Here is a 15,947-nt window from a genome sequence, read left to right on the forward strand (position 1 = left end):
GTCAAGAAGTTCAGGAGTTTTGGTTCTTGGCTATTGACTTTTCCCCCCAATTCTCCCATTCTCCCAGTCTTAGGCATCTTTCCACCTAAAATTACTTCGGAGAAAGAATTTTCAGTATCTCATCGATAGACGTTTTCGTATAATTCGACGGAACATTCAACTCCAATTGTAAGGAGTCATTCGTAACTATATCGGAAAAGAGTAACTCGGCATTGATCTTCCGTGATACAGATGAGAGCGTGATATTCATCTTATGTGGAAATGTAATATTATTTAACACCATAAAATTATGATATTCCCACTGCATATACTGTTTTTTCTCCGACTGCATGAGATGGGCAAAGGTGATCCGGTCATCTCCGTTGACCGTAAATGAATAATCGATCCCCGAATTGGCGTCTTTGGCCGTCATACGATAGTTCTGATCTGAGGCGCGACTATAGCTGAAAGCGCTGTAATCACCTGCATCAATCTCCTCTTTCCCGGATACAAAAAGTGCATTTGTGAATAGCGATTGCATCGTATAATAGTCGAATCCAACAGGATAAAGCTCCTTTAACGTGGAGAACGATTCCAACACATACCGCTTATTCATCCTGTCGAGTAAAAACAACGTATCAGGGTTAATGTAGATCCGGAACATCTCCACACCGAAAAGCGGCTGTATAGAGATCTGAAGAGCTTCGTCCTTCACAATCCGCAGATTGGCCCTGGAGCTATATGATTTCGTACCGGAAGTCATTCCCATATTGAGTCTGGCTGATAAGGTACGATAGGGGAACTCCCTGGCAATAATATCATTGAAAAGCTCATGATAGGCTTTATCCTCCACCGGGGAGGTGGAGTAAACAATCTTCTGTTTCGGTTTACATGCAGTAAATACCACTGCTGATAATAAACAGATGATCAAAATATGTCGATAACGAGAAATATCCATAATTACAACTTGCCGGTTTTAATTTTTTTATCCAATGCAGGGGAATCACCTCCCAACTCTTTGGCCTTCTTCCACTGCTCTAATGCTTTCTCTTTCTCTCCGGTTCGGAACAAGACATCTCCGTAATGCTCCACCACTTCTGCCGAAAGATCATCCTCTTTACTGTTCTCAATAGCCCGTTCTATATAGATCTTAGCCAATGTATAAGAGCCTTGCTCATACAGCACCCACCCATATGTATCGAGATAAGTAGGATTCGTAGGCTCCGCCTTCACCGTGATACCGCTCATTTGTTCCGCTTTATCGAGATCTTTCTTCTCCAATGACAGATAATAGCTGTAATTGTTTAAAACAGGCAGATTCTGCGGATTCAGTTGCAATGCCTTTTCATAACTTTCGAAAGCCTTTTCTTTGTTACCGAGAAAATAATTCAGATCGCCAATCTGTCCATGAAAATCGGACTCCACAATTGGGTTTCGCATAGTAGCATTGGCCAATCCATCCTCAAAAACTTTCAGCGCCTCACGGTGATTTTCCTGTTGATAGTGAACTGCCCCTAAATAGAAATAGAATTGAGCTTCCTGCGGCAGATGTTTTAACGCCTCAGTGGTCACCTCTTTTATTTTTTCCAGATCCTGATCGGGTAAAGCAATACGGAGTAGTTGCTCATATCCTGCAGGATCTTCCGGATTCGCTTCAGTATATATTTCGAACTGTTTTGCAGCACCTTTTTTGTCCATCTGCAATAAAAGGACATTCCCATAAATCATATTTAACTGGGAATTATTAGGATGTTGTTCAAAGAGTGTCTCAAAGAGAGCATTGACCTGTTTCATATCCTGTTGGCTCTGTTGCAGAATACCAAGATAGCGGGTAAGCAATTGTAATTTCACCTCTACATCCATCGACGAGTTTGCAACGGCCTTTTGTAACTCTGCCTGTGCCGCCTGCTTATCGTTGGTTCTCTCATAATAATTTACCATGGAAAGGATAAGCGCAGGATAATCGGGATCAATCGCTTTGGCCCTCTCGTAATACTTCAGCGCCTCTTCGTTCTGATTATCTTCAAGATACAGATCTCCCATCAGAATAAGATATCTCGGTTCAGAGGGATTTTTTTCAATGATCTGCTTGATCTCGTCGAAAGCTTGTTCTTTCTCATCCATCATTGAATAGAGACGGAACTTATTCAGAGCAATCATCTCGTTGATACCGGTATTCTTTTCCAATTCGTCGAGCGTATCGACTGCCTCCTGAAATTCTCCTGCCTCGGCATAAGCATTCGCCAGTTCAAACCGAACATCGAGTTTTTCAGGATACAATTGCGATAAATGAGTATAGATATCAATTACTTCCTGCTTTAGGTCAAGTTCCTTGCTTAAACCGGCCAGCATCATATTATAATAATAATTATCGGGATCATAGGTAACCGACCGCCGGAAAAAATCAAGGGCTTTGTTTTTCTCCTGCAACACATTATAAAATGTTCCCAGTTCGACCAATACATTGGCATTGGTAGAATCCAGTGCATAACAATGTTGAAACAAATCGATCGCCTGATCATAATTCCCCAGGGCTTTCGCGTTCAATGCCCCGTAAAAATAATAGTCGAATTTCCGTCTTGTCTCTTCATTGAGCTGGATCTGCTGTCCCTGTTTCTCTTGTTGCGCCACCATTTCTACCGGACATATCGCTGATATCGACACAAACAGAAAAAAAGTGAAAAGTATTTTTTTTATTACAGTTATTGGATATAACATTCTTGTTTCTATAAAGTTATTACTGCCTGCCGGTATGGCCGAATCCTCCGGCGCCGCGCTCCGTTTCGTCGAGTGATTCCACAGAGTCCCACTCCACACGGGCATGTTCTGCAATCACCATCTGACAGATACGCTCTCCGTCTTGTATAGTGAAGTCCTCATTCGAGAGATTCACCAGGATCACCCTTATTTCACCGCGATAATCTGCATCTATAGTCCCGGGAGCATTCACTATTCCAATACCATGTTTGATGGCCAATCCGCTACGGGGACGGATCTGGGCTTCATACCCTTCTGGCAGTTGAATATAAATACCGGTGGGCACTAATGTCCGTTCAAGCGGTTTCAATACTATAGATTCTTCTAAATTTGCACGCAAATCCATACCGGCTGCAGAAACAGTAGCATATTCGGGTAACGGATGCCGTGACTTATTGACTATTTTAATTTTCATCAGAAACGTCTATTCTGTTTAATCATGCGAATTTATATAATTCTGAGGAATTAAGAGCCTATTTGATGAAATTTAATGAAATAAAATATAGTTCTGTACTCGCTTAACGAAATAGTTCGGCACTCGGCAAAACAAATGAATTTGTTCTGCACTCGCTTAACGAAAAAGTTTTATCTTTGTAACTATGAGCGACGATGATCTTTTGGCGAAATTACGCCAGACACTGAATGAACAAGGTATAGACTCATTCCATATTCTCGAAGACCTGGTACCCATTGAGGAGCAAATGGAGTATTTCAGGTATTTCGACCGATTACGGAAGGAGAACAGCCCCTTTGTGCGCGATGATGAAGTGGCCATATTATTTTCGCCGAACGAGTCTGTCGAGCGTAAGAAGAGGAGTCTAACCCTGTTGGCATCTATCCCCGACGTAGGAGCTTACCGTTCCATCGAGACCTACCACAGTAGTCCGCTGGAACCGGAATTGCTACACTGGTCGTCCATGGCGTTGGTAAGCAGCCGCATCGTACTAAGCTCGGACCTTTCCGGCCACCAGCAAGTGTATATCTCCTCCGGATTAGGTGGACAGGACAAGAAATTGCGTTTCTTCGCACTTTTCACAACCAATGACAGGCAACACTTTACCGATTTGCAGAAAGAGATGGTTGAGCGTGAGTTTACATTTCAACTGCAAAAAGCAGATGTCGTAATTGAAAAATTTGAGATCAGGGAGAATTACTTTACCATTCTAATGCTTTTTCCTTTTAACAAGGATGTAAAGTCAAGTCTCAATGACGCTGTCATCGAATGTAACCAATACGGTAATTTTCTCGATACCAAATTCCTTTTCACCAATGTAAAAGTGTTAAGCGAAAAAGAGATTGAAAATATACTGGAGAAAAAATAAACTCCTGTAATTGCGCTGATATTCAGATATGACGACACAACCGGCCTGTAGAAAACTGTTTTGCACGGCGATCTTCACCGTGATCTTCATGACTTTTGCCGTGTCATCAGCCGCACAGGAGATACCCTTTATCCCTCCCGTTTACAACTATACAACCGACCTTTATAACGCTGGTAACCAAAACTGGGCTATTGCCCAGGGGAGCAATGGGGTAGTTTATTTCGGCAACGATAACGGAATGCTCAGTTATGACGGCGTCAACTGGAACTTACATAATCTGCCTAATAACCTCTCCGTTAAATCTATCTATATCGATTCCAATAACAATTCCGAACGCATTTACGTGGGCTCTTTCGAGGAGTTCGGTTATTTCGAATCCAACGAAACCAACCAGCTTGTCTATCACTCACTCAGTCACAATATTGAGGATCACCAGTTTCATAATGATGAGATATGGAGTATCTATCCGTTCGATGGAAAACTCTATTTTCAGACATTTGCGACAATCTTTGTCTACGATGGACAGGAGATACGGATCCAAAAGCCCTACCCCGCGGTATTATACTTTTTCCCCGTGGGAGAAAAGATGTTTGCGCAACTCATCGGCGGCGGTTTCAGCCTTTTCGACGGTGAAAATTTTCATCCCGTATTTACACGGGACCAGTGGAATAACGACAATGTAGTTGCCCTGCTCCCCTATGGGGAAGATTGGTTACTGGTTACTTCCAAAAACGGATTATACCGGTTCTCCGAAGAAGAACGCACATTAACACGATGGCATATTTCCGGCAGCAATGAATTGCTTCAGAGCACTATTAACCGTGCTATCGTTTCAGGCGATTCATACATCTTCGGAACACTCAACAGCGGCATTTTTGCGATTGATAAAAACGGTGAACAGTTATGGCATATCGATCGGAACAATGGACTCAATAACAATACCGTACTTGCACTTTTCAGAGATCGTGACCAGACAGTCTGGGCTGCTCTCGACAACGGCATCTCCAACATCAGGACACACTCCTCCTTGTCTTTTCTTGAACCGGTAGATAGCCAGATCGGTCCGGTAGAAGACATCCTGTTTCACGACAACCGCCTATACCTGGCAACTAATCAGGGAATTTTCAGTTTTTCCGATACTGATGGAAAACTTTTCCCTGTTCCGGGATTCGATATCCAGTCGTGGTTCATCAAAAGTTTCGGTAATCAGATCTTCGTGGGACATAACTTAGGAACATCCCTCCTGAAAGATATGCGCGAAATTCGTATTCAGGGAGCACACACAGGTGGTATGGATATGAAACAGGCAACCATTAATGGCAGGGATATTCTATTGGAATCTACTTATACCTCCCTGCTTGTCTATAGTCAGGACAGTTCCGGTAACTGGACATTTAGCCATGCGGTGGAAGGTTTTTCAGATCTGATCAAAAACCTTGAAATAGATCACGCTGGCAATATCTGGGCAGGACATATGTACAAGGGCGTATACCGCTTAAAACTGGATAGCGAATTTCGGAAGGTGGTTGAAATAGAGAATTATTTGTCGTTCGACAGTACACAGGTCTCTACATACCGGCCCATCAAGGTGATGAAATTGAGGGGAAGAATTGTTTTTGCAGATGGTGACCGTTTTTTCACATATGACGATATTGAACACAAGGTCATCCCCTTCGATCTGCTGAACAACGACCTGCCCGGCCTTGCCGACACCCATCGCATTATTCCCGTGAACGATGTGCTCTTTTGGTTCATACGCCATAAAGAGTATGTTCTGGTGGAATACAGTGAAAACAAATACGTCATCAAAGACCGTATACCATACAGTATCCTGAATAACCCGCCCAATGCGGGAAGAGCCAACCTGCTGGTAACCGATGACAATATCTCCTATTTTTGCATGAACGGGGGGATAGGAAAATATTCATTCTCGGAAGCAGAACTGGAAGTAAAAATCGGCCTGCAAATTGCATCCATAGAATTCTACAACCGTAATAATGATCCGATATTCTACTTGGCCCCCTCTCAAAAAGGAGTCATCGCTTACCAGAATAATAACATTGCATTCCGGTTATTGTACCCTGAATTCTCTAAAAAGATATTCCTGACGGAGACCTATTTACAAGGTTACGATAATCGATGGGTAAATACCGATGGAAGCCGGTCGGCCTATTATCATAACCTTCCTGCAGGAGACTACACCTTGTATGCACGTGTGAAAGACAGTTCGGGAAAAGTGTTGTCCACCGTGAGTTATACATTCCGGATAAAAAATCCATGGTATAAAACCGGATGGGCCTACCTGTTTTACTTCCTTATTATCGGGGCTCTGGCAGATTTTTTAATAAAGAAACATATACAAAGGGTTGTTCGCAAGAAACACAAACTCTTTGAGGAAAAGGAGAACAGGCGCCTTGCACAGATAGAACGACAGGAAAAAGAGATTGCCACCTTACAAAATGAAAAACTGGAAGCGGAACTCACCCACAAAGGGAAAGAACTGGCAAGTGCTGCTATGATGCTGATCAATCATTCCGAATTTTTAAAGAGTTTGCGGGAACATATCCAGTCACTAATCCTTGCCGGAAAAATCAACCGCACTGAGGGAAATGAACTCCTCTCCATAATCGGGAAAAATATTCCTGAAGAGGATGAATGGAATCTATTCCAAAGTAACTTCGACCTGATTCATGAAAATTTCTTCCGCAAACTGAAAGAACAGTACCCTTCTCTTACACCTACCGACCTGAAATTATGTGCACTACTCAGACTAAACTACTCCTCCAAGGAAATTGCCGAGATGTTGAATATTTCTATCCGGGGAGTGGAAGCAGCCCGCTACCGTCTACGCAAGAAATTGAACCTTTCCGAAACCGATAATTTAGTAGACTTTATGATCAAGTTCCAATAAAGGATACCATTTAACAGCAAAAAAATAAATATATAAAAAACACATATACAGAAGATTACCCAATACTGTAGTAGTAAAAAAGTACCCTTTAAAAACATGTTATACAACATAACGTATTTTTAACGAGGCTTTTAATTTCGTTAACGCACCGGTCGAACCCTACATTTGTTCTAAATAATATGATAGACAAGCCCCGCTTGTCATTTGTGAGGAATGAAAAAACGACTAATGTGATTAAACAAATTTAAAAAAGGATCCATGAAACTGAAAATTGTAACAGTATTAAGTTTTCTCTTCTGTTCTCTACTTTTATCTGCTCAACAGGTAACCGTTTCGGGAACGGTAATAGAAGAAGCCACAGGGACTCCGGCTATAGGGGTCACCGTGTTAGTGAAAGGTACTTCTGAAGGTACCGTGACAGATATCGACGGGAATTACTCTTTGTCGAATGTACCAAGCGATGCAACCCTGGTTTTTAGTTACATAGGGATGACAACCCGGGAGGAACCCGTCAATGGACGGACCACCATTGATGTAACCCTGCAAGAAGATGTACAGGCACTCGAAGAAGTAGTAGTAATCGGATACGGTACGGCAAGGAGGATCGATTTGACCGGTTCAATCGCCAGCGTGGGTGAGGACGTAATATCCAGACAACCCGCTCTAAACCCTTTGCAATCGGCACAGGGAAAGATATCGGGTGTAAATATCGTCAACAACGATGCACCCGGGTCAACACCGACAGTAGTAATCCGTGGTTTGGGAACAGCATTGGGAGGTCGTGATCCTCTCTATATTGTCGACGGTTTCCCCGTAACGGATATCAGGAACATCAGCGCTTCGGATATTGTATCGATGGATGTGCTGAAAGATGCAGCATCTGCATCCATCTATGGAGTAAGGGCAGCCAACGGCGTTATTCTTATCACAACCAAAAAAGGGCAGTCAGGAAAACCCAAGGTTGGAGTTGAATCATATGTAGGTGTAAAAAATATCCTGAACAGGGTACAGATGGCCAATGCAGAACAATATATTGAGCATTACAATCAAAATCAATCGATGTTGGCCAATCCGATCCAATTACAAAATGCTTCTTCCCAGCCTTATAATACCGATTGGTATGATGAACTTATCCGTCCCGGTATTGTAAACAATAACCTGGTATCAGTGACCGGAGGAAGTGAAACCGTTCGTTATTACGTAAGTTATAATTACTATGATGAAGACGGGCTACTGGATAACCAGAATTACAGGCGGTCTACGATCAGGAATAACAATGAATACTCTTTCTTCGACAATCGCCTTAAACTGAATCAAACGTTGAACATCTCCTTTTCAAACGAAGTAAAGAAACCGTTCGGAGCCTTCAATGAGGCTTATCGGCAGTCACCCCTCGTTCCGGTTCATTATGCCAATGGAAAATGGGGAAGGCCGTTTGTCAATACCACCACCGGTATTGTCAATTATGAAGGGGCCCCCGGAGATGTAATCGGCTCACTGAACTCCATTGGCAATCCGGTCTATAATGTGGCACAAAATAATGAAAGGGAATCGGTGATTACGCTACAGGGAGGATTTGAGGGTGAATTCCAGATAACAGACTTCCTGAAAGTCAATTCCCGCTTTGGAGGAACCAAATATTACAACAAGAACAGACAGTTCTCCGATATAAAGAACGGGTGGTTAAGCGCAGATCCGGTACGTACCGAAGCGGAATTCCTGGCACTTAAAGAAGCAAACCCGACAGCCACCTCCTATGCGGTCAATTCGCTTCAATTAAAGGATATCGAGACTTTCCGCTGGACATGGGAAGGTTTTGCCACTTTCAACAAGAGTTTCAACCGCCACAACGTGGAAGCGGTACTCGGCCTCTCTCGTGAAAAATACAGGATTGGTTATGAAAGCACACTGAAAGGATATGAAGTCCCACGACAGCCACAATACTGGAATCTCAGCATGGTATCCGGTGATTATGAAACGGAGGTAGCTCAATTTGGCTATACACCTACAGCCATCGCCTCCTATTTTGGGCGCCTGCAATACAACTTCGATCATAAATACTATATTTCCGCAGTATTAAGACGAGACGGAGCCAGCACTTTTAAACAGAATCAGGATTATTGGGGTACTTTCCCCTCTATCGGACTGGGATGGACTCTGTCTCAGGAAGAGTTCATGAGAGATGTTACATTCCTTGATCACCTGAAATTAAAAGGGACATGGGGTAAATTAGGGAATCACAACGTTCCGCTGAATGTGTCACAGATACTTACAGACCCGGGTAGTGCAAACATGAATTATGTCTTCGGAACAGGACAGAATCTGGTATATGGTGCCAGATTCGGTACCCCCGCCATGGATTTAAGTTGGGAAGTCACCAGAGAGTGGGGTGTCGGTATAGATTATACCTTACTGGATCAGAGGCTATCAGGTAGTTTTGATTATTATAACAAAACCAATACCAATACGATCTTACTGGTAAAACCAGTATTGAACTCCGTGTATGAAGGAGACTTCTATGACCACGGAGCGAAGGTACAAAATACAGGTATAGAGTTCAGCATAGCATGGAGTGACCAATTAGCCAATGGCCTGGCTTATGAAATAGGAGCAAACTATTCCTATAATAAAAACCAGGTGCTCGAAGTGAAAGATACCTATAACGGAGCAACCGGAGGTAGTCTGGCAGATGGTCAGATATCCAAACGCCTTCAGGAAGGTCAACCGATTTATGCATGGTGGATGCTTGAAGCCGACGGCGTATGGCAATCGCAGGAAGAGATCAATAATGCCGATGCTGTTTATGGCACAGCTCAACCCGGACAATTGAAATACAAGGACCAAAACGGAGATGGGGTTATCGATGATCGGGATAAAGTATATTTTGGCTCCTACCTGCCCTCCAGTAACTATGCAGTACACCTGAATCTCGAATATAAAAATTTTGATTTCGGTATCGATGGCTATGGAGTAGCCGGAAATAAAGTATACAACGGATTAAAATACGGTCGCATCAATGGTGGCGAGAACATCGCGTATGAAACATACAGAAACCGATGGACGGGAGAAGGTTCTACCAATGTACACCCGGGACCTAACAGGGCTCCTATTGCCTCCTCTTACTATCTCGAAAGCGGTGCATTCTTCCGTATTAACAATATCACTTTGGGCTATACATTCCAGGATTTAGTTGCACAAGGCACCAGCCTGAGAGTATATACTACGGCACAAAATCCGTTTATGTTTACCAAATATTCAGGATTCACACCTGAAATAAGTTCCGACGGGAATCCAAGCCTTACTCCGGGTATTGAGCTATCTGCTTATCCCACTACCCGCAACTTCTTATTTGGTATAAATCTGCAATTCTAACTTATACAATAATTAAGATCATGAAATATTTCAATATTATACTTATACTAGCGACTATCTTCGTGTTATCATCATGCGATGATTTCCTTGATGTCGAATCAAAAGAAAGAGTGGAAGCAGGGGATAGTGAAGAGAACTATACCCCCGAACAATTTGTCAATGGCGTTTACGGGATGTTCACGGATTGGGATTATGGATTCTCCTTCCTCGCGGTAACAGAAATAATATCAGATAACGCGGACAAAGGAAGTTCTCCCTCCGATAGCGGAACGGATAAGAATCTGTTCGATGAATTGACCTTTACCAGTACTGCTCCGTCATTTGGGTCTATGTGGTCGCGTTGGTACAAAACAATAGGGCGTGCAACCCAGGCAATTGAATATGCAGAAGAGTATGGTCTTACTGATGAAGCCTATAAAAACAGGCTTATCGGTGAGAGTAAATTCCTCCGTGCAGTCTGCTATTTCTGGTTGGTAAGAGGCTGGGGAGACGTCACCCTGCAGCATATCGACGACATCAACAGGGCTCCCAAAGAGGAAGTATATGCTTTTATTGAACAGGATCTGACTGAAGCAATGCAGGTATTACCTGCTTCTTATAACGATGCCAACGTAGGGCGTGCAACCAGAGGAGCCGCACACGGATTATTGGCAAAAGTCTATCTGTATCAGGAGAAATGGCAGGAAGCATATGATGCGGCTACGGCGGTGATTAATTCTTCGGAATACAACTATAGCCTGTTGGACGACTATTCTATGATCTGGCGAGTGGAAGGGGAAAACTCTTCGGAGTCACTCTTCGAGATACAGGCACGCGGTGAATCCATTGCACATGGTGTACAACAATACTCCCAAACCCAGGGAGCACGCGGTACTACCGGATGGGGATGGGGATTCAACACTCCCTCGGAAAACCTTCTGGCAGCATTCAATGATGAAGGTGATGAGATCCGGCGGGATGCGACTATCATATTCCGCAACTCCACGTTATACGACGGATACGTTGTCGGGAACACTGAAAATCCGATGTACAATTATAAGGCCTATTCAAGTGCCAACAAAGGTGCAAGCGATACGGACAAGAATATAAGGTATTTGCGTCTGGGTGAGATCTACCTAATACAGGCAGAAGCGGCAAACGAGTTGGGACGCACTTCCGAAGCGCTGGCAGCATTAAATACTATTCGTGACCGGGTAGATCTGCCGGCAGTTACGACGACAGATCAGGCCGAACTTCGAAGAGCTATCTGGAAAGAACGCCGATTGGAACTCGCCTTTGAACACGACCGTTGGTTCGATCTCGTTCGGACAGGGCAAGCTCAGGAGGCTATGGCCGCGGACAACAAAACCTTTGTTATCGGTAAACACGAATTATTTCCTATACCCAATCAGCAATTGATTGATACCCCGGAAATGACGCAGAATCCAAACTGGTAATTTCTGCCGCTACCGGTAAAAAGCGAGAAGAAGAAGGGAGTCAAACCTCCCTTTTTGTTTCCTCTCTTAAAATTACGGAGTGAAGTATACAAAACAAATAATCAGTATGGGCAAAACAGGCTTTCAGCAATGGTGTTGTTTCTTACTATCCCTGGGAGTGGTCTTTTTCACTTCCTGTGGAAGCAAAGAAGATAATCCTGTTTCCGGCACATTCCAATTGGAACAAATCGAGATCGATGGAGAAGCAAATGCTTCTTCCTATAAAGACGTTGATCCAGACCTGCAGGTCACACTCACTTTTTCGGAATCCATCGATGCAAATACAGCACAAAACAATATTGCATTGCGTAGCTCAGCCGGAGAATTCATTGAATTAACGCACGAAATCCGAAACAATACAGTCTCCGTAGCATCAGTGACTACATTGAATTCTTATACTTCATATCAACTAATAATACGGGTAGGATTAGGATCAACAACAGGAGCACACTTCTCAGCAGAAAAAATATATACGATCACTACCGGGATAGATCCGGTGGATAAATTCCCCCGCATCTCCGATGAAGAGTTACTTACATTAGTCCAGAAACAGACCTTCAGTTATTTCTGGGATTTTGGACATCCGGTAAGCGGGATGGCACGCGAACGATCCACTTCTGGCAACACGGTGACTACCGGCGGCACTGGTTTTGGCGTGATGGCAATGATCGTAGCAGTAGAGAGAGGTTTTATCACCAGAGAGGAAGCACTCAACCGCATACAAACTATCGTCTCTTTTCTGGAAACCCAAGCGACCCGCTACCACGGAGCATTTTCCCATTGGATACATGGAGAAACGGGCGCAACCCTTCCATTCAGCACCTACGATGACGGAGCTGACATGGTGGAAACTTCCCTCCTGTTCCAAGGATTACTGACAGCAAGGCAATATTTCGATAGTAATACTGTCGGAGAAACAAAACTACGGGAAGACATTACCCGGTTATGGGAAGAAATTGACTGGACATGGTTCCAAAAAGAGGATGAAAAAGTACTCTACTGGCATTGGAGTCCTCAACATGAATGGCACCAAAACCTGAAGATTCAGGGATGGAACGAGAGCCTGATCACTTACCTGCTGGCGGCAGCATCTCCTACCTACCCTATTTCCAAAGAAGTATATGACGAGGGATGGGCACGGAATGGCGGGATGAGAAACGGCGCTTCGTACCATGGCATCACTTTGCCTTTAGGTCCTAACTACGGCGGACCGATGTTCTTTGCCCACTACTCGTTCCTCGGATTGAATCCCAACGGATTAAAAGACCAATATGCCGATTATATGGAACAAAATAGAAACCATGCAATGATCAACTACAGTTATTGTGTGGATAATCCCAACGGATATAGCGGTTACAGCGAACATTGCTGGGGACTGACCGCCAGCGACGGTAAGCAGGGGTACAGCGCCCACTCTCCAACCAACGACCGGGGTGTGATCGCACCTACCGCAGCATTGGCATCCATGCCTTACACGCCGGAAGAGTCGATGCGGGCACTGCACTTCTTCTACTATAAACTGGGTGACAAACTCTGGGCTGAACATGGGTTCGTGGATGCATTCAACCTTTCTGAGAATTGGTTCGACGATCAACATATCGCCATCGACCAGGGCCCTATCATCATTATGATCGAAAATCACCGCACCGGTCTGATTTGGGATCTGTTTATGGATATTCCCGAAATACAGGCAGGATTAACGAAATTGGAATTTACTTATAATTAAAGAGTAAAGAACAAAGACAAGTGAAGAATTAAAAGTGAATAAAGAGTAAAGAGTCAAATGTTTGCAAGTGAGGGGATAAAAGTGAAAAATGAAAAATTTGGGAATTGGGTTTCTTCACTTCTTGGACTTCTCCACTTCTTCACTTCTTATTTCTAAATATTTAATCGTATGCAACACATTGTAAAAATAGTTCCACTACTTTTTCTGTTTCACTGCCTTTTAGTGACAACAGCTTTTGCCCAGTACCAGGAATATGACTCCCTGATCTATATATCCCAACGGGGTGATTCGCTGCTTTACCGCCAGTTAAATCCACAGAAGATCGAACAGGGAGAAAAATATCCGCTTGTGCTGTTCCTGCACGGAGCGGGAGAAAGGGGTTCGGACAATATTTCACAACTACGCCACGGCGGGTTGATGTTTACCAATCCCGTAAACCGGGAAGAATATCCCGCTTTTGTCCTCTTTCCCCAATGTCCTGAAGATCTCTATTGGCCAAGCCCAAAAAGGCCCGACGGTTTTCAGCAGGAAAATCCTTTTCCCCTCGATGCCGAAATATCAAAACCGTTGGCACTGACGAAGGAATTGTTGGGTAAGATCATTGAAACATATCCCGTAGACAAGGACAGAATATATATAGTCGGCTTGTCGATGGGCGGAATGGGGACATTCGATATGGTTTGCCGCTTTCCCGACCTGTTTGCAGCAGCAATACCTATTTGTGGTGGCATCCATACCGACCGGCTCAATGGTTTCTCTTCAAAAACCGTTTTCCGCATATTTCATGGCGATGCCGATTCGGTCGTACCCGTCCGGTTTTCACGTGAAGCTTACCTGAAACTGAGAACCGAAGGAGCCGATGTAGAATACATAGAGTTCCCGGGAGTGAACCACGGCAGTTGGGATCCTGCTTTTAACAGGCCTGACTTCATGTCATGGCTGTTCCAACAAAGAAAATAATAATACAATCATAGTAAAGATGAATAATCGCATACTCTTATCAATCATCGCACTGGCTATCAGTGGTATTTTTCTCATAGCGTGCAACAATAGCAGTAAAAAAGAGCCGGCTACAACCGGGGAAGAAAGCCGTCCCGCCTCTTTCGCATCGGACGACGAATTACTCGACTTTATTCAAAAAAAACATTTCAATTATATGTGGGAAGGAGCTGAACCCATATCGGGACTGGCACCGGAACGTATTCACATGGATGGGATTTATCCTCAGGATGATGCAGATGTGATTACTACAGGGGGTAGCGGGTTCGGTATTGCCGGTCTGCTCGTCGGTATCGAACGTGGCTTTATTACCCGTGAAGAGGGTGTTGAGCGGTTACATAAGATAGCCGACTACCTGGCTGCTGCAGATCGCTTTCACGGAGTATGGTCTCACTGGCTGCACGGCCCCACAGGAAAAGTAAAACCGTTCGGGAAGAAAGATAACGGCGGCGATTTGGTAGAAAGCGCTTTTCTTATGCAAGGCTTGCTCTGCGTAAGGGAATATTTTAAGAACGGAAACGAGAGCGAAAAACAACTGGCGGGAAAGATTGATACTCTCTGGCGGGAAATGGACTGGACATGGTACCTGAACGGACAGGATGTACTTTATTGGCACTGGAGCCCGGAATACGGCTGGGAGATGAACTTCCCGCTGGAAGGCTACAACGAATGCCTTATCACTTATATTCTGGCAGCATCCTCTCCTACCCACTCTATCCCGGCTTCGGCTTACCATAATGGATGGGCCCGTGGCGGAGACATCAAAAGCGAAGCCGTGGCTTATGGCCATCCTTTAATATTGAAGCATAACGGAGCGGAAGCATACGGGGGGCCTCTGTTTTGGTCGCACTATTCCCATATCGGGCTCAGTCCGAAAGGATTGAAAGACCAATATGCCGATTACTGGCAACTTAATAGGAATCATGCGCTTATAAACTACGAATACTGCGTGGAGAACCCCAAAGGGTTTGAAGGATATGGCGATAATTGTTGGGGACTGACAGCCAGCTATTCAGTGAACGGATATTCGGCCCATATGCCGGTGAAGAATGACCTGGGCGTAATTACGCCTACTGCATCATTATCCAGCTTCCCTTACACGCCCGAACAATCGATGAAAGCATTGAAGCACTTCTATTTCGACCTGGGCGATAAGATATGGGGAAAGTATGGGTTTTACGATGCGTTCAGTATACAGGACAACTGGTATCCGCAACGATACCTGGCTATCGACCAACTCACTATTACGCCAATGATCGAAAACTACCGTACCGGATTGCTCTGGAACCTGTTCATGGGGGCACCTGAGATCCAGGAAGGGTTGAAGAAACTGGGATTCACGTATGAAAATTAATAGTGAAGAGTGAAGAGTGAAAAATGAAGAGTGAAAAGTGAGTAAAGGGAAT

Annotated in this window: 10 protein-coding genes; 7 read left to right on the top strand and 3 right to left on the bottom strand. The window is 44.1% G+C overall.

Translation table 11 applies throughout. The features are described from left to right. Positions 1-91 precede the first annotated feature (91 nt). The 3 genes from lolB1 to dut are packed head-to-tail and all read right to left on the bottom strand — an operon-like array spanning position 92 to position 3,151. Positions 92-937, bottom strand: a complete 846-nt coding sequence (gene lolB1 / locus F597_RS0101900) for a lipoprotein insertase outer membrane protein LolB1 (RefSeq protein ID WP_019538018.1) — start codon at positions 935-937, stop codon at positions 92-94. A gap of 2 nt (positions 938-939) precedes the next feature. Beyond that, complete coding sequence (locus tag F597_RS0101905) at positions 940-2,697, bottom strand: tetratricopeptide repeat protein (RefSeq protein WP_019538019.1); 1,758 nt, start codon at positions 2,695-2,697, stop codon at positions 940-942. Positions 2,698-2,716: 19 nt separating this feature from the next. Continuing rightward, complete coding sequence (gene dut, locus F597_RS0101910; protein WP_019538020.1) at positions 2,717-3,151, bottom strand: dUTP diphosphatase; 435 nt, start codon at positions 3,149-3,151, stop codon at positions 2,717-2,719. Between the two features lie 184 nt (positions 3,152-3,335). Here dut and F597_RS0101915 point away from each other — a divergent pair, with 184 nt between their 5' ends. From F597_RS0101915 to F597_RS0101945, 7 genes are all read left to right on the top strand, one after another. Then, on the top strand, positions 3,336-4,058 hold the full coding sequence (locus tag F597_RS0101915) for a hypothetical protein (RefSeq protein WP_019538021.1): 723 nt from the start codon (positions 3,336-3,338) through the stop codon (positions 4,056-4,058). 28 nt (positions 4,059-4,086) lie between these two features. After that, positions 4,087-6,969 carry a triple tyrosine motif-containing protein gene (locus F597_RS0101920; protein WP_019538022.1) on the top strand — a complete coding sequence of 961 codons (2,883 nt, stop codon included), beginning with the start codon at positions 4,087-4,089 and terminating at the stop codon, positions 6,967-6,969. 258 nt (positions 6,970-7,227) lie between these two features. Beyond that, complete coding sequence (locus F597_RS0101925) at positions 7,228-10,341, top strand: SusC/RagA family TonB-linked outer membrane protein (RefSeq protein ID WP_019538023.1); 3,114 nt, start codon at positions 7,228-7,230, stop codon at positions 10,339-10,341. A 20-nt stretch (positions 10,342-10,361) separates the two neighbouring features. Next, positions 10,362-11,777, top strand: a complete 1,416-nt coding sequence (locus F597_RS0101930; RefSeq protein WP_019538024.1) for a RagB/SusD family nutrient uptake outer membrane protein — start codon at positions 10,362-10,364, stop codon at positions 11,775-11,777. A gap of 106 nt (positions 11,778-11,883) precedes the next feature. Continuing rightward, positions 11,884-13,542, top strand: coding sequence for a glucoamylase family protein (locus F597_RS0101935; protein ID WP_019538025.1), 1,659 nt, complete (start codon positions 11,884-11,886; stop codon positions 13,540-13,542). Between the two features lie 168 nt (positions 13,543-13,710). Next, positions 13,711-14,502 (top strand): carboxylesterase family protein, encoded by a 792-nt coding sequence (locus F597_RS0101940; protein ID WP_081624305.1) that lies wholly within the window; start codon positions 13,711-13,713, stop codon positions 14,500-14,502. Between the two features lie 19 nt (positions 14,503-14,521). Beyond that, positions 14,522-15,895 (top strand): glucoamylase family protein, encoded by a 1,374-nt coding sequence (locus tag F597_RS0101945; protein WP_019538027.1) that lies wholly within the window; start codon positions 14,522-14,524, stop codon positions 15,893-15,895. Positions 15,896-15,947 lie beyond the last annotated feature (52 nt).

This window comes from Proteiniphilum acetatigenes DSM 18083 (assembly GCF_000380985.1).
GTDB classification, from domain to species: Bacteria; Bacteroidota; Bacteroidia; order Bacteroidales; family Dysgonomonadaceae; genus Proteiniphilum; species Proteiniphilum acetatigenes.

What these genes read in the sequence shown, in the direction of transcription:
- lolB1 (WP_019538018.1), bottom strand. Translation starts at nt 937, where the DNA reads ATGGATATTTCTCGTTATCGACATATTTTGATCATCTGTTTATTATCA.
- F597_RS0101905 (WP_019538019.1), bottom strand. Translation starts at nt 2,697, where the DNA reads ATGTTATATCCAATAACTGTAATAAAAAAAATACTTTTCACTTTTTTT.
- dut (WP_019538020.1), bottom strand. Translation starts at nt 3,151, where the DNA reads ATGAAAATTAAAATAGTCAATAAGTCACGGCATCCGTTACCCGAATAT.
- F597_RS0101915 (WP_019538021.1), top strand. Translation starts at nt 3,336, where the DNA reads ATGAGCGACGATGATCTTTTGGCGAAATTACGCCAGACACTGAATGAA.
- F597_RS0101920 (WP_019538022.1), top strand. Translation starts at nt 4,087, where the DNA reads ATGACGACACAACCGGCCTGTAGAAAACTGTTTTGCACGGCGATCTTC.
- F597_RS0101925 (WP_019538023.1), top strand. Translation starts at nt 7,228, where the DNA reads ATGAAACTGAAAATTGTAACAGTATTAAGTTTTCTCTTCTGTTCTCTA.
- F597_RS0101930 (WP_019538024.1), top strand. Translation starts at nt 10,362, where the DNA reads ATGAAATATTTCAATATTATACTTATACTAGCGACTATCTTCGTGTTA.
- F597_RS0101935 (WP_019538025.1), top strand. Translation starts at nt 11,884, where the DNA reads ATGGGCAAAACAGGCTTTCAGCAATGGTGTTGTTTCTTACTATCCCTG.
- F597_RS0101940 (WP_081624305.1), top strand. Translation starts at nt 13,711, where the DNA reads ATGCAACACATTGTAAAAATAGTTCCACTACTTTTTCTGTTTCACTGC.
- F597_RS0101945 (WP_019538027.1), top strand. Translation starts at nt 14,522, where the DNA reads ATGAATAATCGCATACTCTTATCAATCATCGCACTGGCTATCAGTGGT.